Source organism: Rhizobium tumorigenes (assembly GCF_003240565.2).
GTDB classification, from domain to species: Bacteria; Pseudomonadota; Alphaproteobacteria; order Rhizobiales; family Rhizobiaceae; genus Rhizobium; species Rhizobium tumorigenes.
On record NZ_CP117255.1, the window covers coordinates 1,434,905 to 1,451,864 of the forward strand.

Below are 16,960 nucleotides of genomic sequence, written 5' to 3' on the forward strand. Positions count from 1 at the left end.
CGCAAAAGCAGCCAAATCCCGCAACGAACTGTTCATCATAAACCGATTGGTAACGCTAAGCCCCTATTATTGCCCGTAACGGGCGCTCTGGGGAGGTTGCGGCCGGATCGTTGGAATTAAAATGCAAGTGAAGAGTGAAATAGTGCCCAGGTCAATTTTCAGAGCATCGTCGTCACGTACCCGTCGGTCTGTCACCAAGATTTGCCTCGGTTTCGCCATGATGGTCTCCGTCATTGCCGTCGCATCTCCGTCGAACGCCGCAAAATACGCTGGAATCGTCGTCGATGCGAAGACGGGCAATGTGCTCTACAGCGAAGACGCCGATTCGCTGCGCTATCCGGCGTCGCTGACCAAGATGATGACCCTCTATCTCACCTTCGAGGCGCTTGAATCGGGCCGCATCAAGCTTGACACCCAGATACCTTTCTCTGCCCTCGCCTCGGCACAGGCACCCACGAAACTCGGCGTTCGTCCCGGCGGCACGATCACGGTGGAGCAGGGTATCCTCTCACTGGTGACGCTGTCGGCCAACGACGCTGCAATGGCGCTTGGCGAATATATCGGTGGCTCCGAGGAGAAATTCGCCTCGCTGATGAACAACAAAGCGCGGGCTCTCGGTATGACGCGCACGACCTACCGCAATCCGAACGGCCTGCCCAACACCGCGCAGATGACCACGGCGCGTGACCAGGCCCGTCTTGGCATCGCCCTCCGCGAGCATTTTCCCCAGTATTACGGCTATTTTTCCACCCGCTCCTTCACATTCGGCAGGCGTGTGATCGCCAATCACAACCGCCTCGTCGGTTCGGTTCGCGGCGTTGACGGCATCAAGACAGGTTACACACGCGCTGCCGGGTTCAATCTCGTGACGTCTGCAGAGCTCGAAGGTCGCTCCATTGTCGGCGTCGTGCTCGGTGGCGCCTCCACCCCTGCCCGCGACAACCAGATGCGCAAGCTCGTCGCAGCCTATCTGCCAAAGGCATCCCTGCACGCCGACGCCGGGAAGGCCGTGGCACAGGTTGCCCAGGTAGCGCCGGAGCGTCCGGCTTTCCAGGCCCAGGCGCCTTTGAAGCCGAATGTTGCTGCCGCCGCAGCCCGCATGGCCGCTATTGGCGATGTTCGCCCGCCGGCAAGCGTGCCGACACCATCCGGTCGTGACCCGTCGTCCAGCGTCGCGGCATTCGCTGCCGTCACGCCGACATCGTCCAATCCGCTCGTTGCCACCAAGCCACATAACAAGAACGTACCGCCAAATGACGTCGCTTCGATCGCACCGGCCTATGCGCAGTCGTCCAGCGACAGCGATGACGTCGACAACGTCGTGACCGCCTCAACTCGTCCGGCCAAGGCCAATCCGCTGGATGACAAGGGACCTCGCGGCTGGGTAATCCAGGTCGGCGTTTCTCCGAGTAAGGAAATGGCGAGCGATCTCCTCGACAGCGCCAAGAGCAAGGGCGGCAAGTCGCTGCGCTCCGCCAAAGCCTACACGGTGGCTTTCGGAAGCGGCAGTTCCCTCGTCTATCGCGCCCGCTTCGGCGGCTTCGAAGACCAGCGTGAAGCCACCAGCGCCTGCAGCGTCCTTAAGCGCTCTGGAATCAAGTGCTGGGCGAGCCTGCAGTAGGCCGCCTTGCAATAGACTGGCCGATGCCGCGTTCCAGCATCGGTTTTTCGAATAGACGCTTAATGTCCGTTCGACCCTGAATTTGTAATGTGTACGGGGAATTGAAAATGGCAGTGAACGAGAACAGTCCGGATATCTCGGTCGGGGGCGCCAAGGGCAGGCAGAAAGCCTACGCGCTGCACCCTCTTCACGAGGCGGCAATGCGGATCGCCGAAATCGGGCGCGGCCGCTCCCGGTCTAAAACCAAAGACCTGATCGGTGTGCTGCTGTGCCATGGCGCGCGCGCCTGGCGCTATTCGCAGCCTGAGGCACGCATCCATCTGCATGTCTCGACCATCAACAGACAGGCGCCAGTGCTGATGCGACTCCGCTGATCGTCTAAAGAAGACCGAGTTCGATGAGTTCGCGGCGTAGCTCCGCGGGCATCTCGGCAACATCCGCACCGAGGCTGTGCAGGTCGCGGGGTACGTCTTCCTCGGTCAGGTAGCGCCAGCCCTGGAAGGGGCGGCGCGGCTGGCCGGTGGTCTCGATCACTTCCGGACCGAGGATGAGCCTGCAGCGCGAGATCCCCTCACCGTCTGTAAAGCTTACGACATCCAGGAACTTTTGGCGGGCCTGGACCTGGCCCTTGATCACCCAGTAAAGAGAACCACCATCCACAAGCTCCGTGATGCGTTTCGGCACCATCCGGGTCGTGTGCACGCTGTGTGGTTCGAGGCCGGCGGCAAGCGCGGTCAGGGAGCGCTCGGCAACCCATTCGCGCAAGTCGTCGATGGAGTCGGAGCCGACGCAGAGTTTGATCATATGCAAAGCCATGCGGCCGTTTCAAATCCTTTTGACCGGCAGCGTCAAGCCTTTCCGGACGGCATCCACAAGCTCAGCACTCGACCACGTTGACGGCCAGTCCGCCTGTCGAGGTTTCCTTGTATTTCTCGCTCATGTCGTAGCCTGTCTGGCGCATTGTCTCGATACAGGCGTCAAGCGGGACGAAGTGCTGCCCGTCGCCCTTCAGCGCCAGCGAAGCGGCTGTCACCGCCTTCACAGCACCCAGCGCATTGCGCTCGATACAGGGGACCTGCACGAGGCCGGCGATCGGGTCGCAAGTCATGCCGAGGTGATGCTCAAGGGCAATCTCGGCGGCGTTCTCTATCTGCTCCGGCGAGCCTCCCATGACGGCAGCAAGGCCCGCTGCAGCCATCGCCGCGGCAGACCCCACCTCGCCCTGACAGCCCACCTCGGCGCCGGAAATCGACGCATTGTGCTTGATGATGCCGCCGATGGCAGCAGCTGTCAGCAGATAGTCGCGAATGCCGCGCTCGTCGGCATCGTCGTGGAAATGGGTATAGTAGCGGATCGTTGCAGGGATGACGCCGGCAGCACCATTTGTGGGCGCTGTGACGACGCGGCCACCGGACGCATTCTCCTCGTTGACTGCCATCGCGTAGACGCTGAGCCAGTCGTTGGCGAGCAGCGGGTTGATGCGGTTGCTGCGCCATTCCTCTTCGAGCTTTGAGTGGATGATGCGTGCCCGGCGGCGGACGTTGAGCCCACCGGGCATGATGCCCTCGCCCTTGAGGCCGCGATCGATGCAACTGCTCATGGCCGCCCAGAGCTTGTCGAGCCCGGCATCGAGCTCTGCCGTGGTCATCTTGGTTTCCTCGTTGGCGCGCTTCATCTGGGCAATCGACAGACCGGAGCGCTGCGCCATCTCGAGCATCTGCTTGGCACTGGCGAAGGGAAACGGGATCTTTTCGCCGGCAACGGGCTTCGCTTTATTGGCCCGCATCTGCGCCAGTTCAGTATCGGTCACGACGAAGCCGCCGCCGACGGAATAATAGATGCGCCTGACGAGCAGCCGGTCGTCCTTGTCGAATGCCGAGAAGCTCATGCCGTTGGCGTGGCCTGGCAGCGGTGTCTTCCTATCAAACACCAGGTCGGTCTTGGGCTGGAAGCCGTAGGTCGGGTGGCCGGGGGGGGATATCCGGCCACTGCGCTCCACCTCGTCAATGATGCCGTCCATACGATCCGGATCCACCGTGTCCGGCTGTTCGCCGGTAAGGCCGAGGACGACCGCGCGGCCGGTGCCGTGGCCGATGCCGGTAAAAGCCAGCGAGCCGTGCAGGCTGACCTTGATCTGCGCCACGTGGACATTCGAGGACGGGCGCGGCCATTCGCTCGACAGCAGGAGGTCGAGAAACAGGTTGGCTGCCGACATGGGCCCCATCGTGTGCGAACTCGATGGACCGACACCGATCTTGAAGACGTCGAAGACGGAGAGAAACATGAAAACCTGCGGATAGGAGGAACGGCTGCAACGAAGCTATGTCAACGACATCACGGGCCACGGCGACCCACCGACATCGGATGGGATGACTGCGACATTACGACACTGCGGCCACGGTTCAAAGATAAGATGCGTTCGGCTCGCCTTCAACATTGCACTTGCGGTCGTCATGGCTAGTGTCGGGGCTCGAACAGCCCTGGGGACCCGCTCGATGTCGACCGCCGATTTTGCCGCCTTGGCACTTTTCATCTTTCTCTGGATAGCCCTCAACTGGATCACCAGCAGTTCGAGGTTCTTCAACCGCATCAGCCTGACGCAGGCGATGATCGAGCGCCGGCGCGAATGGATCTACAATTCGCTACGCCGCGACCTGAAGATGATCGATACCCAGATACTTGCAGGCCTGCAGAACGGAACCGGATTTTTCGCCTCGACCTCGATCTTCGCGATCGGCGGCTGTTTTGCGCTGCTCGGCGCCACCGACAAGGTCAATGCCTTCTTTGCCGACCTGCCCTATGTCTTCAACGGCAGTCGGACCACCTTCGAATTGAAAGTCGCTGGCCTCGCTGGCCTGTTCGGCTACGCCTTCTTCAAGTTCGGCTGGGCATACCGCCTGTTCAACTATTGCACGATCCTCTACGGCGCCATCCCGATGATGGGCGATGTCGACAAGGACCCGGCCTTGACGCGCCGTGCCGCCGAGCGCGTCATCCACATGAACATAATCGCAGCCCGCAATTTCAACGCCGGCCTGCGGGCGATCTTTCTCTCCATTGGCTATCTCGGCTGGTTCGTCAGTCCCTATGTGTTCATGGTCACCACCCTGTTCATCATCGTCGTGCTTATTCGGCGCCAGTTCTTCTCCGACGCGCGCCTTGCCATCATGGATATCGATGTGCCTTGAAATCGCCGTGCTTGTCCTATTTCCGGAACATCTTCGGCTGCGGCCGATGAGCACTGTTTCCCGGAAAGGATGAGTTGATGGCTGCTGTCGCCGAGAGCATCGACGAGCCGCGCAAGCCCCCGCGTATCGGCCTGCTCGACACGTTGCGCGGCATCGCCCTGCTGGCCATGGCGAGCTATCACGGCACCTGGGACTTCGAGTTCTTCGGATACCTCGATCCGGGCACGGCCGAAACCGGCTGGCTGAAAATCTACGCCCGCGTCATCGCCAGCACGTTTCTTTTCATGGCCGGCGTCAGCCTTGTCCTTGCAAACCGGCCGGCTATCCGTTGGCAGCCCTTCTGGAAAAGGCTGGCAATGATCGCGGTGGCGGCGATCGCCATCTCGGTCGTGACGCGGTTCGCGATGCCGGACGAGTGGATCTATTTCGGCATCCTCCACAGCATCGCAGCACTCAGCCTCATCGGCATCGGGTTTCTGTGCCTGCCAACAGCCTGTATCTGGGTGGCAACAGCAGTGCTTGCTGTCGGTTGGGTTCTCAATGTCTTCGTGATGCCGGGTGCGCTTGGCTCGGATCTGTTCAACCCGCGCTACCTTGCGTGGCTCGGCTTTGCGTCGATGCCGGTGCGCTCAAACGACTTCGTGCCGCTTTTCCCATGGGCGCTGGCTTTCTTTGCCGGCTTGAGCGCAGCCACACTAGCCCTGCGCACCAGCCTGCCGCAGCGGCTGGCATCATTGGGTACCGGCAACAGCCTGCTAACAAGAGGCGGGCGCCACAGCCTGCTCTTCTATCTGCTGCACCAGCCTATCCTGTTCGGTCTCGTCTATCTGCTGTCGCTGGTCGCACCGGCGCCAAAGCCGGATCCTGCTGTCGGCTACCTCCGCCAATGCCAGGCCACCTGCACCCAGTCGGCAGGCGAAGCACTGTGCCGCAGCTTTTGCCAATGCACGCTCACCCGGATGAAAGCACAAAGCCTGTTCGAGCCACTCCAGTCTGGCGCAATCCAGGCAGATCAGAATGATCAAATACAGAGAATCGCAGTACAGTGTACGGAACAAGCGCAGTGACGGGAGTATTCTATGAATGCCTATCGTGCCAAGCCGCTCAGCTTTCCCTGGCCTCCGTTCATCTATGGGCTTGCCATTATCACGGCGCTCGTTGCTGACGCAGTCATCCAGATACCCATACCAGGACTTCGATCTCCCTATTTCTGGACGCTCGGGGCAGCTCTTACACTCCTGGCCGTCTGGCTGGATCTTTGGGCGATGAAAACGTTGCTTGACCGAAGAGCGACGGTCATGCCCCATCGTCGCTCGGTTCACCTGATGACGACAGGACCGTTTCGCTACACCCGCAACCCGATATACCTCGGTTATACGCTGGTCACGGTCGGGTCGGCGTTGCTGACCGGCAACCCATGGCTGCTGGTCGCAGCCCTCGCCGCGACAGTCGCCACCGACTACGGTGCGATCAGACATGAGGAACTGCACCTGCTGTCCCGATTCGGCTGCGAGTTCGAATTCTACTGCCGCCACACGCGGCGCTGGCTATAGCCAGAAGGTTGCCCCGCTTCAGGTCCCGACGCCGATTTCAGCCAGCCTGCCTATGCAGGCCTCCTCGACATGGTCGAGTTCGGTCAGCGTATCCTCGATGTCCTTGCGCTTCTGCCGCAATTCGTCCCGCTTTTCCGCAATCCGCTTCATCAGCAGCTTGAGCTGGCCGATCTCGCCGGGCGGTTCGCGATAGACCATGATGATCTCGCGAATCTCGGCTATCGTGAATCCGATCCGTCGGCCCCGTAGGATCTCGGCAATAAGCCGACGGTCAGCTTGGCGAAACAGCCTCGTGCGGCCGCGCCGCTCCGGGTGGATCAGCCCTTCGTCCTCGTAGAAACGTAGCGTCCGGGTAGAAACGCCGAACTCACGCGTCAATTCGGTGATGCTGTAAAATTTGTCGACCGGCAATGGATGGCGCCTCCGGGGCTGAAGCAATGGCTTTTACGTAAAAGTCAATTCTAGCCAATCTCGCCAAGCCCGGCAATCGATCAATGCGGCCGCTTAGTGAATGACAAACCACCATGTGGCGATGCCGAGAAATGCGAAGTAGCCGGTGCAGTCGGTGACCGTGGTAACGAAGGCCGACGAAGCGATGGCGGGATCGGCGCCCATTCGGTTCAGTAGCAGCGGCAGCAGGATGCCGCCGAGCGCTGCCGCCACCAAGTTGATGACCATCACGGCACCGACGACCACGCCAAGCTGGAGATCGTGAAACCAGAAGGTGGCGATAGCTCCCATGAGGATGGCGAACACGATGCCGTTGAGCAACCCGACGGTCGCTTCCCTGCGGATGATTCGTGCCGCATTGTAGATATCGAGATCGCCGGTCGCCAATGCGCGTACGGTCACCGTCATCGTCTGCGTACCGGCATTGCCACCCATCGAGGCGATGATCGGCATCAGCACGGCGAGCGCGATCATCTTCTCGATCGAAGCGTCGAAGACACTGATGATGCTGGACGAGAGGATCGCCGTCAGCAGGTTGACGGCAAGCCAGAGAAAGCGCGACCGCACCGTCGAGGCGACGCTATCCGACAGTTCTTCGTCGCCGACGCCGCCGAGCCGCTTGATATCCTCGTCCGCTTCCTCGTTGATGACGTCGACGACGTCGTCGATGGTCAGCACGCCGACTAGACGGCCGTTATCATCGACGACAGCGGCAGAAAGCAGGTCGTACTGCTCGAAAAGACGGGCAGCCTCTTCCTGATCCATCTCTGCAGAAATCGGATGCGTGGTCTCGCGCATGATGTCTTCGATCTTCGTCTGGCGCTTGCTGCGCAGGATGCGATCGAGCGCAAGCCCTCCGAGCAGCTTGAAGGTCGGATCGATGACGAAGATTTGCGAGAAGTCTTCCGGCAACCCCTCTTCCTCGCGCAGATAGTCGAGCGTCTGGCCGACCGTCCAGAAAGGCGGCACGGCCACGAACTCCGTCTGCATGCGGCGACCCGCCGAGCTTTCCGGATAATCCAGCGCCCGCCGCAGACGAACACGTTCGGTGAAAGGCATCTGCGCCAGGATTTCGTCGCGGTCCTGCTTGTCGAGGTCCTCCAGGATATAGACAGCATCGTCCGAATCGAGCCCGCCGATACCGGCAGCAATCCGCTCGTTAGGCAGGTGATCGACGATCTCGCGGCGGATCGCCTCGTCGACCTGCGTCAGCGCCGTCATGTCGAAATCGTCACCGAGCAACCCGACAAGCGCCAGCCGCAGGTCGGAGTTGAGCGCCTCGAGAAGATCGCCAAGCTCGGATTCGTGCAGACGAACGACGTTGCGGTGCAGGAAGCCCGTATCGCCTGCGTCGATGGCATGGCTTACCTGCGTCAGGAAATCGGCACGCACGTTGCCGTCTTCGTCATAGATGTCGAAGTGCCCGCTGTGGCTCCCGGCGCGAACGCGTTCGTCTGTGTCGGTCGTCGTCATCCGCGCCTCGCATTTTGCCGCATTCAGCACACAGAGTGAGAATGGCTGGATAAAATCCAATGTCAACAAGCGGATAGGCGCGAATTCCGGTGGTGTGGGCAGCTTGACACAGCCCTCCGTTCGACAGTCTAACCGCTATGCTCCTGCTTTGAAAAAGTGACGCATGACACCTCTCTCCATTCTGCGCTATCCCGATGCCCGCCTGAAGGTCGCCTGTGCCCCGGTGGTTGCCTTCGATGACGAACTCAGACGGCTGTCATCGGATCTGCTGCAGGCGATGCGGGCAGCACCCGGGGTCGGAATGACGGCAGCCCATGTCGGCATACTGAAGCGCGTCGTGGTGATCGAACTGCAGCCTGGAGACACCATCCGGACCCTGATCAATCCCGAGATCGTCTGGTCATCCGCGGAAACGGAGCGCCATATGGAAGGCAGCGTCTGCATGCCGGGTGCGACAGAGGAAGTCGTTCGGCCCTCCAGCATCCGCTACACCTACAGAGACATCGCCGATGCGCAGCACGAGGACGCCGCCGAAGGCTTCCTTGCCGCCTGTATCCAGCATGAGATTGATCAGCTCGACGGCATCTTCTGGCTTCAGCGTCTGTCGAAGCTGAAAAGGGACCGGCTTGTCAAAAAATGGGAAAAAGGTGAAAGCGCCCGACGCGATTGAACCAAGCACGCTTCAAGCCGTTGTGGGAGTGAAACGACGCAAGGGAGATCGATCATGGGTGGTATCAAGAAAGACACGACACGCGAAGAAGACTACCGCGACTACGAAGAGCGCGACCTGAAGGAAGGCTGGCCCTATGACGACGACGCGGGCGCCTCCTCCGAACCGTCCGAGAATCGCCCTTACGGCGAGACGGACGCCAATTTCGATGAAGGCAGCAACAAGAGCTTCACTGTCGCGCGCACCGACGCCGACGGCCAACAGGAGCGCCAGTCCAATTCCCTGACATCGACTACCCGAGATCTTGTCGAATCGGACGATATCGAGGAGCGGGTGATGGATGCGCTCAGCGACGTCGAGGGTGCCAGCCCCGAAATGATCGATGTCCGTGCGGAAGGTACCGTCATCATCCTCGAGGGTGAAGTCGACGATGCAGCCACGGCCCGTCAGCTTGGGCGCATCGCACGTTCGATCTCTGGCGTCACGGCCGTTCGTAACCTCGTCCAAATCATTGGCGTCGATGCGAACATTCCTGACGACGACTGATACCAAGAGAATAAACGCAAGAACGGGCGCCCTGACGGCGCCCGTTCTCGTTTGTGCCAGAGGGTGAAATCAGCCCTTGAGCTTTGAATTGCAGAGGCTGTAGAAGCCGCCGCCCTTCTGGATCCACTTGACGCCGGCCAGTGCGTTTTTGGCCTTGGCATCGTGGTAGGCATCGACGCACGTGTGGAAGCGGGCCTTGCCTGCAGTTTCAGTAGCATATTTCGGCGAAACGGCGGTTGGCAAGCTCAGGCCGGCAGGCGCTGCCATGGTCGGCTTGGCTGGCTCCTTGGCTGGAGGCGCCGTGGCGTCAGGCTCGTCAGCTGCCTTTGTCGCTGTCGGCTTGGCGGCCATTGTGTTCGCCTTGGTCGGCGCAGCAGCGGTGGTTGCGGCTGGCTCTGCTGCGGTCGGCGCGGCAGCGGCGCCGCACTGGGCCGTGCGGTAATCGTTCCACTTCATGCCGTTCAGCGTCCCTGCGGCCTGCGCAGCCTTGTACTTGACGCTGCACTCTTTCATTGTCAGGGCCGACGCGGGCGTGATCATGGTCAGCGAGCCAAGCAGGGCGAAAGAGGCGAAGGATGTGAGTAAGAGTGTACGGCTGGTCATTCCAAGTCCTCACTTTGATGGTTGGGTCAGTATCGATCCCGCGATTCCCCATCTTGCGTTCAGCAGGGAGCCGCTGAAAGAAGAGACTATTTCAGCGAAGGTGAACGCAGGATGACGAAAGGCGATGCCTGATTTCAAGGGACGAGAAGTGAGGCTGTCGGCAGAACTGCATGAAACAGCTGGAACACCAGTCCGCACAGAACGATGAACGCCAGGCCGATCGGCATCAGTAAATTATTGTTCAGCATGCTTGGCTCCCCCCAATACTTGGCCGGAGCATAAGCTACTATCGCGGACTGGCAAGCCGGATATTAATATTTGGTTAAGCGCGATAAGGCGCCCAGTAATAGAAGAATATCGAGATATTCGAAGCCCATCAGGACTTGTCTTCGACAGTCAGGCCAAACACCGCCTCGAATGCCTGGCGGAGGCTAACATCGACGTCGGCCATGGTGACGGGCAGTCCGAGGTCGACCAGGCTTGTGACGCCATAGCCTGCGATGCCGCAGGGCACTATACCCGTGAAATGCTCCAGATCCGGCTCTACGTTCAGCGACAGGCCATGGAACGTCACCCATTTGCGCAGACGTATACCGAGCGCAGCGACCTTGTCCTCCGCCATCGCGCCATCGGGCAACGGTGGCCTTTCCGGACGCCGTACCCAGACACCGACGCGGTCCTCGCGCCGCTCGCCACGCACGTTCATTGTCGCGAGCGTGCCGATGATCACCTCCTCCAGCGCGGCCACGAATGCACGGACATCCTGACGACGGCGCTTGAGATCCAGCATGACATAGACGACGCGCTGGCCGGGACCATGATAGGTGTATTCGCCGCCTCGCCCGGTCGCAAAAACGGGAAAGCGGTCGGGCTGGATCAGGTCGGTGGAGTGGGCGCTCGTGCCGCCGGTATAGAGAGGCGGATGTTCGACCAGCCATACGAGCTCATCGCTGCGCCCCTCGGCAATGTCAGCCACTTCTCGTTCCATGGTCGCCACGGCATCGGCGTAGTCCACCAGTCCGGCGGCGATGCGCCAGCGCACCGGGGGCGAACCAGGGGCCGGAATCATCGAAATCTCAAGATCCTTGCGCAACATCGCCGTCTGACTTCCCTGCAACAATTTATGTGAGGCCGCTGGCAATAGCTGCAGCCGTTATTATGGCGTTATATGGATGGTTTAGGGGGTAAATTCAAACGCTTGTCACAGCATGTGAAAAAATCGGTGATAACGCTCTTGTGCCCCTCAAAGCCTTTTGCTACATGCAGCGCGCCGGAGCAATTCGGCACCTACCACGATGCGGTCGTGGCGGAATTGGTAGACGCGCAGCGTTGAGGTCGCTGTGGGGCAACCCGTGGAAGTTCGAGTCTTCTCGACCGCACCATCTCTTCTCGCAGGCTTTATGCGGCGGAACGAAGAGTTCATATTGAAGTCGAAAACGACTTTCGCTTCGGCGAGCCGCCGGGGTAGCCGGAACCTCCCATTGTTATCGTTGCTTCTCATAGTTGCTCTTGCCTGTGCATTTCGCCTGTGATTGATGTCACGACGACAACCGCAGAGCACACAATGTCCCCAGCTGATTCGTCCTTTCAAAATCCGTTGCGCGGAATGCTGATCATGGCAGGCGCGATGGTTGTGCTTCCGGTCATGGATGCCATTGCCAAATATATGGCGACGTTCGAGGGGATGTCGCCGGGACAAGTGACTTTTTACCGCTTCTTTTTCCAGCTCGTCTGTACCCTGCCCCTGCTTCTGGCCGGCGGGTCTGCCTTTTCCACCAGGCGCCCATGGATGAACCTTTTGCGCGGCGTCCTGCATGGAGCGGCAAGCCTGCTGTTCTTCGTGGCTGTCAAATACATGCCGCTTGCCGATGTCTTCGCCATCTATTTCGTGGAGCCCTTCATCCTGGTCTGCCTGTCGGCACTCTTCCTCGGCGACAGGGTCGGCTGGCGGCGGTGGCTGGCGATCGTCGTCGGTTTCGGCGGCGCGATGATCGTCATCCAGCCAAGCTTCGAGATCTTCGGCCTGAAAGCGCTGTTGCCCGTCGCCTGCGCGTTTCTCTACGCCATCTACCTGTTCATGAACCGCGCCATCGGTGAAGCCGACTCGCCTTTGGCGATGCAGACCATGGCCGGTATCGGCGGCACCGTCTTCATGGCCGGTGCCCTGTTCGTCGGCAATGCAGCAGGCGCGGCAGACTTCTCCCTGTCGTTGCCCGGCTCCACCCTAGGCCTCCTGCTCCTCCTTATCCTCGGCTCGATTTCCGGCTATGCCCATATTCTGGTGGTCAGGGCATTTCGCCTGGCGCCACTCTCGCTGCTGGCGCCGTTCCAGTATTTTGAAATCATTTCGGCAACCGTGCTCGGCTATGCGCTTTTCGGTGACTTTCCGAACCTCTCCAAATGGATCGGTATTGCCATCATCGTCGGCTCCGGACTGTTCATCATCTGGCGCGAACGGGTTAACTCGCGATTGCTAAAAACGGCGGTATTTGCTGACTAGGCCGTTAACCGCGATCCTTGAGGCTTTCTCAACTGGAGGGCGGTAAAGAATTTCCCAGTTTCATGATGAAACGGGAGATAAAAGATGAGCGAGTTCCGTCTCTCTTTTCCGGCTTGGCTTCTTGCTGGAAAGAGTCGGCTTTCGGCCGAAGATGTACTGACATTGCGCAGGATTAGCTTTCCGGATGGCATCCGGGCGTCGGAAGACGCGGCTCTCCTAATGTCGATCCACAATTCCATCCCCGAAAAGTGCGACGAATGGCATGGCTTCTTCATAGGAGGGCTGGCCGATTTCGTCGTCAATCACAGCTATCCCCAAGGTTCGCTGGATGATGCGAACGCGGCCTGGCTGATCCAGGCGCTGTCCAGCGATGGCGTTGTCCAAGCACAGAGCGAATTCGAGGTGCTGATGCAGGTCATCGATATCTCGGCAAACGTGCCGCCTGCGCTCGGCGCCTTCGCCATCGACCAGCTGAGATACGCCCTGGCTGCCGGCACCAGCGCCTATCGCGAGGTTCGCAGCATCGACAGCAGGGGCATTACCCGCCACGACGTCGAGTTTGTCAGGCACGTGCTCAGACACGCGATAGACCCGTCTGGCATCGTCCTTTCGGCTGTCGAGATCGAGGCTCTCGACCGTGCTGCCTTGGCGTCGGATCCCCTCGCAAACCATCCCGACTGGGCCAGGTTGAGAAAGGCAGTCCGGACGAAGCGCAGTGAAAATACGCCGCGTATCCGCTGGCTCCGCGTGTCGGACGATATGCTCGCAGAGGGCAACACCGAGGCTGCCGCATGAGCTTGGTAGACTCCGGCTGGGCAATTTGCCCGCCGGATGTTTTACAGCATTGAACCGCCTGCGGATTTGCGATTAGAACAGTCGATACTCAAGCCGTTGCGGAGCATCGATGTTCACGAAAATCCTGATCGCCAATCGCGGCGAGATCGCCTGCCGGATCATCAAGACGGCGCGGCGGATGGGCATCGCCACGGTTGCCGTCTATTCGGATGCAGACCGGGATGCGCTGCATGTCGAAATGGCAGACGAGTCCGTGCACATCGGCCCGCCGCCCGCCGCAGAGAGCTACCTCGACGCAGACAGGATCATCGCTGCCTGCCGCCAGACAGGCGCCGAGGCTGTCCATCCCGGCTACGGCTTCCTCTCGGAGCGGGCATCCTTCTGCGAGGCGCTGGAAGCCGAGGGGATCGTTTTCATCGGGCCGAAGCCCAAGGCCATCAAGGCCATGGGCGACAAGATCGAATCAAAGAAGTTCGCCCGCGCCGCCGGTGTCTCCACGGTTCCGGGCTATCTGGGAGTGATCGCCGACGCCGACCATGCGGAGACTATTGCCGCAGAGATCGGTTACCCCGTGATGATCAAGGCCTCCGCCGGCGGCGGTGGCAAGGGCATGCGTATCGCCTGGAGCAGTGCCGATGTCCGCGACGGATTCGACCGTGCCAGTTCGGAAGCCAGAAGCTCGTTCGGCGACGACCGGCTGTTCATTGAGAAATACATCGTCGATCCCCGGCATATCGAGATCCAGGTGCTCGGCGATGCTTTCGGCACCGTGCTCTATCTCGGCGAACGAGAATGCTCGATCCAGCGTCGGAACCAGAAGGTCGTCGAGGAAGCACCATCACCCTTTCTCGATGCCGCCACACGGAAGGCCATGGGCGAGCAGTCGGTGGCGCTTGCAAAAGCCGTCGACTACCAGAGCGCCGGCACCGTCGAATTCATCGTCGACAGCCAGCGCAATTTCTACTTTCTCGAGATGAACACGCGCCTTCAGGTCGAGCACCCCGTCACGGAGCTTGTCACGGGCATCGATCTCGTCGAGCAGATGATCCGGATCGCAGCGGGCGAACGACTGTCCCTAGCGCAGCACGACGTGGCGCTGAACGGCTGGGCGATCGAAAGCCGCGTCTATGCCGAAGACCCCTACCGCAACTTCCTGCCATCCATCGGCCGATTGACCCGCTATCGCCCGCCGGCAGAGCGCCGGACGACAGACACAGCTCTCCGCAACGATACCGGCGTCTTCGAAGGTGCCGAGGTATCGATGTTCTATGACCCGATGATCGCCAAGCTCTGCACATGGGCGCCAGATCGCCTGCAAGCCATCGAGGCCATGGGCGAGGCGCTGGATGGCTTCATCGTTGACGGGATCGCCCACAACATTCCCTTCCTGTCCGCATTGATGAAGCATCCGCGCTGGCGGGAGGGCCGGCTCTCCACCGGTTTCATTGCGGAAGAGTTTCCCGATGGCTTCGCGCCGATGGCGCCGGACACGGAACAGACCGAAACGCTGGTAGCGGTTGCCATGGCCTGCGGCACGATCGACGCTGACCGCCGCCAGCACTATGCCGACCGCCTGCGTCCGCCCTCTGGAGACGAGACGAGAGACCGCGTCGTCAAGCTCGGGACGGATTACTTCCCCGTGCGGATGGCGAAGCGCGATCACACAATCCCGTTTGCGTCTCTCATCGAGATCGCGGGCAAGGAGATCGCGGTTGTCACCGGCTGGAGACCCGGCGACGCGGTGTGGTCAGGCACGGTGAACGGGCAAAGCGTGACCGTCCAGACGCGCCAGCAGCCCAACGGCCTGCGTCTGGATTGGCAGGGCCTGTCGGTCGTAACCCGGTTCCTGACACCGCGGCAGCATGAACTTGACCGCCTGATGCCCATCAAGACGCCGCCAGATACCTCGAACCTGCTTCTATGCCCGATGCCGGGCCTGCTGGTCTCGATCACGGTGACGGAAGGGCAAATGGTCAAGGCTGGCGAAACGCTGGCGGTCGTCGAGGCGATGAAGATGGAAAACGTGTTGCGTGCGGAGCGTGACCTGACCGTCGGCGCGATTGCAGTCAAGCCGGGGGAGAGCCTGTCGGTAGACGCTGTCATCATGACATTCGCGTGAGCCGGCCGGATGGTTAAATTGGTCGATATGATCCTCGCGCTTTCTTAAAGAATCCGGCGCGATAACTGCCTTCAGGAGCAATTGCGCCCTGAGGAAAAACTGTGTCGTCGCTCTATTCCGCCATCCTGTTGCTGGCGATCAATCTCGGCGTGTTGTGGCTGCTGATGGCTGCTCCGGTCGGGACGCGCACGATCCGCATGCGTCGCTCCTTCCGCCAGCCCGCCGATGCTCTATGGCAGGCGGTCAATCCGGCCGGAGCCAGCGCCGACTGGCACCATGCCGTCATCTCCAGCCGCGCCATCGCGGATAGACCGGGCATCGTCGAGCAGACGTATCGCCATCTCGACCGAGAGGGACAACCGATCCGCCGGCTTTTCGACGTCAAGATGACCGAGCCGACACCCGGCATGCTTGGCTACACGGCAACGGTCGTTGACGACAGCACGCTCGACAATCGCTTCTGGCGCCATTTCCACGAACGGCGTCAGGTCTTGACCGACCCATCCGGCACGACGTTGATCGTCGAGCAGACCGATACCTATCGCGGTTTTGCTTTTCTCATCTTTCGCTATTTCACGCTCCGCCGCGAGTTGCGCGCTCTCGAGGGCTGGATGAAAACAGGCCAGTCGACGCCCAACGGCATTTTTGAACATCCGCTCGTCCAGACCTTCCTGGCAGTCCTGTCGACCCTGATCCTCTGGCCGTTTTTCGGCCTGGATGCGGCAGGCCTGATGATATCCACCTTTCTGACCGTGGTCATCGTCCTGCACGAACTCGGCCATATGGCCGCCTACCGGACATTCGGTCATAGCAAGGTGCGGATGATCTTCGTGCCCCTCCTTGGCGGCATCGCGATTGGCGGACGGCCATACAACAGCCTGTTCGAGGTCGCCACCTGCGCGCTCATGGGATCCGGCATGTCCGCCTTCCTGGTGCCGATCCTGATTGCAGGCATACGCGCCAACGAGGCCGGCTGGCTGCCGGCCGAATGGCATGGACCGATGCTCGTTTTCCTGCTCATTCTCGGCGCCTTCAATCTCCTCAATCTCTTGCCGATGTATCGCTTCGACGGCGGCCAGGTTCTGCGGCAGATCTTCACCGGAAAATTCAGCCTCGTCTTTGCCAGTTTCGCAATAACGCTGGCGATACTGGCCGTCGGCTGGTCAATCGGCCTGACCGCGTCGACCCTGCTTGCCGCCCTTGCGGTCTTCACGCTGCTCAGCCTGATCGGCTTCGGCTCGGTCAAGCCAAAGCACGAACTGGAGAAAATGTCCGGTGGCGAGAGACTGCTCGTCTCGTTCGGGCTCTATGCCGCCGTGGCGATGCATGCCTATGCCATCCGTTTTGCCGCAGACATCCTGTTCTGATCGCGACCTCTTGTTTGGAAACTACGGCTGGCGCAGCGCCTTCGACTGCGAACCCGGCTAAGTATCTGATTTTTC

General features: G+C 60.5%; 17 protein-coding genes and 1 tRNA gene. 12 read left to right on the forward strand and 6 right to left on the reverse strand.

Annotated features, from left to right (window positions below; genetic code table 11):
* Nucleotides 1–121 precede the first annotated feature (121 nt).
* Both PR017_RS07160 and PR017_RS07165 read left to right on the forward strand, forming a co-directional pair.
* Nucleotides 122–1,621 carry a D-alanyl-D-alanine carboxypeptidase gene (locus PR017_RS07160; protein ID WP_111221945.1) on the forward strand — a complete coding sequence of 500 codons (1,500 nt, stop codon included), beginning with the start codon at nucleotides 122–124 and terminating at the stop codon, nucleotides 1,619–1,621.
* Between the two features lie 107 nt (nucleotides 1,622–1,728).
* On the forward strand, nucleotides 1,729–1,995 hold the full coding sequence (locus PR017_RS07165) for a hypothetical protein (RefSeq protein WP_111221944.1): 267 nt from the start codon (nucleotides 1,729–1,731) through the stop codon (nucleotides 1,993–1,995).
* Between the two features lie 4 nt (nucleotides 1,996–1,999).
* On the opposite strand, the gene PR017_RS07170 is transcribed toward PR017_RS07165, so the two are convergent.
* Entirely contained in the window at nucleotides 2,000–2,437 is a 438-nt protein-coding gene (locus PR017_RS07170; RefSeq protein ID WP_111221943.1) for a DUF1489 family protein, read from the reverse strand.
* Between the two features lie 61 nt (nucleotides 2,438–2,498).
* Entirely contained in the window at nucleotides 2,499–3,905 is a 1,407-nt protein-coding gene (locus PR017_RS07175; RefSeq protein WP_111221942.1) for an L-serine ammonia-lyase, read from the reverse strand.
* 211 nt (nucleotides 3,906–4,116) lie between these two features.
* On the opposite strand from PR017_RS07175, the gene PR017_RS07180 reads away from it, so the two are divergent.
* The 3 genes from PR017_RS07180 (at nucleotide 4,117) to PR017_RS07190 (ending at nucleotide 6,362) form a co-directional block, all read left to right on the forward strand.
* Nucleotides 4,117–4,809 carry a DUF599 domain-containing protein gene (locus tag PR017_RS07180; RefSeq protein WP_111221941.1) on the forward strand — a complete coding sequence of 231 codons (693 nt, stop codon included), beginning with the start codon at nucleotides 4,117–4,119 and terminating at the stop codon, nucleotides 4,807–4,809.
* A gap of 77 nt (nucleotides 4,810–4,886) precedes the next feature.
* Nucleotides 4,887–5,876 (forward strand): heparan-alpha-glucosaminide N-acetyltransferase, encoded by a 990-nt coding sequence (locus PR017_RS07185; RefSeq protein ID WP_111221940.1) that lies wholly within the window; start codon nucleotides 4,887–4,889, stop codon nucleotides 5,874–5,876.
* A gap of 12 nt (nucleotides 5,877–5,888) precedes the next feature.
* Nucleotides 5,889–6,362, forward strand: a complete 474-nt coding sequence (locus PR017_RS07190; protein WP_111221939.1) for a methyltransferase family protein — start codon at nucleotides 5,889–5,891, stop codon at nucleotides 6,360–6,362.
* Between the two features lie 18 nt (nucleotides 6,363–6,380).
* On the opposite strand, the gene PR017_RS07195 is transcribed toward PR017_RS07190, so the two are convergent.
* Together PR017_RS07195 and mgtE are read right to left on the reverse strand one after the other, a co-directional pair.
* The gene (locus PR017_RS07195) at nucleotides 6,381–6,773 is read right to left on the reverse strand and encodes a MerR family transcriptional regulator (protein ID WP_111221938.1); all 393 of its coding nucleotides are present in this window, start codon (nucleotides 6,771–6,773) and stop codon (nucleotides 6,381–6,383) included.
* A gap of 93 nt (nucleotides 6,774–6,866) precedes the next feature.
* Entirely contained in the window at nucleotides 6,867–8,285 is a 1,419-nt protein-coding gene (mgtE, locus tag PR017_RS07200) for a magnesium transporter (protein WP_111221937.1), read from the reverse strand.
* A gap of 163 nt (nucleotides 8,286–8,448) precedes the next feature.
* Between mgtE and PR017_RS07205 the strand changes: the two genes are divergently transcribed.
* Both PR017_RS07205 and PR017_RS07210 read left to right on the forward strand, forming a co-directional pair.
* Entirely contained in the window at nucleotides 8,449–8,955 is a 507-nt protein-coding gene (locus PR017_RS07205) for a peptide deformylase (protein WP_111221936.1), read from the forward strand.
* A gap of 54 nt (nucleotides 8,956–9,009) precedes the next feature.
* The gene (locus PR017_RS07210) at nucleotides 9,010–9,501 is read left to right on the forward strand and encodes a BON domain-containing protein (protein WP_111221935.1); all 492 of its coding nucleotides are present in this window, start codon (nucleotides 9,010–9,012) and stop codon (nucleotides 9,499–9,501) included.
* Nucleotides 9,502–9,570: 69 nt separating this feature from the next.
* Here PR017_RS07210 and PR017_RS07215 read toward each other — a convergent pair whose 3' ends face one another.
* Together PR017_RS07215 and lipB are read right to left on the reverse strand one after the other, a co-directional pair.
* Complete coding sequence (locus tag PR017_RS07215; RefSeq protein WP_111221934.1) at nucleotides 9,571–10,104, reverse strand: hypothetical protein; 534 nt, start codon at nucleotides 10,102–10,104, stop codon at nucleotides 9,571–9,573.
* 376 nt (nucleotides 10,105–10,480) lie between these two features.
* The gene (lipB, locus tag PR017_RS07220; RefSeq protein ID WP_111221933.1) at nucleotides 10,481–11,200 is read right to left on the reverse strand and encodes a lipoyl(octanoyl) transferase LipB; all 720 of its coding nucleotides are present in this window, start codon (nucleotides 11,198–11,200) and stop codon (nucleotides 10,481–10,483) included.
* A 201-nt stretch (nucleotides 11,201–11,401) separates the two neighbouring features.
* Here lipB and PR017_RS07225 point away from each other — a divergent pair.
* The 5 genes from PR017_RS07225 to PR017_RS07245 all read left to right on the forward strand — a co-directional run bounded on the left by PR017_RS07225 (nucleotide 11,402) and on the right by PR017_RS07245 (nucleotide 16,885).
* Nucleotides 11,402–11,486, forward strand: a tRNA-Leu gene (locus tag PR017_RS07225).
* Between the two features lie 182 nt (nucleotides 11,487–11,668).
* A complete protein-coding gene (locus PR017_RS07230) occupies nucleotides 11,669–12,604 on the forward strand; it encodes a DMT family transporter (RefSeq protein WP_111221932.1) in 936 nt (311 codons plus the stop codon).
* Nucleotides 12,605–12,688: 84 nt separating this feature from the next.
* A complete protein-coding gene (locus tag PR017_RS07235; RefSeq protein ID WP_111221931.1) occupies nucleotides 12,689–13,399 on the forward strand; it encodes a hypothetical protein in 711 nt (236 codons plus the stop codon).
* A 109-nt stretch (nucleotides 13,400–13,508) separates the two neighbouring features.
* On the forward strand, nucleotides 13,509–15,518 hold the full coding sequence (locus PR017_RS07240) for an acetyl-CoA carboxylase biotin carboxylase subunit (protein ID WP_111221930.1): 2,010 nt from the start codon (nucleotides 13,509–13,511) through the stop codon (nucleotides 15,516–15,518).
* Nucleotides 15,519–15,619: 101 nt separating this feature from the next.
* Nucleotides 15,620–16,885, forward strand: coding sequence for a zinc metalloprotease (locus tag PR017_RS07245; protein ID WP_111221929.1), 1,266 nt, complete (start codon nucleotides 15,620–15,622; stop codon nucleotides 16,883–16,885).
* Nucleotides 16,886–16,960 lie beyond the last annotated feature (75 nt).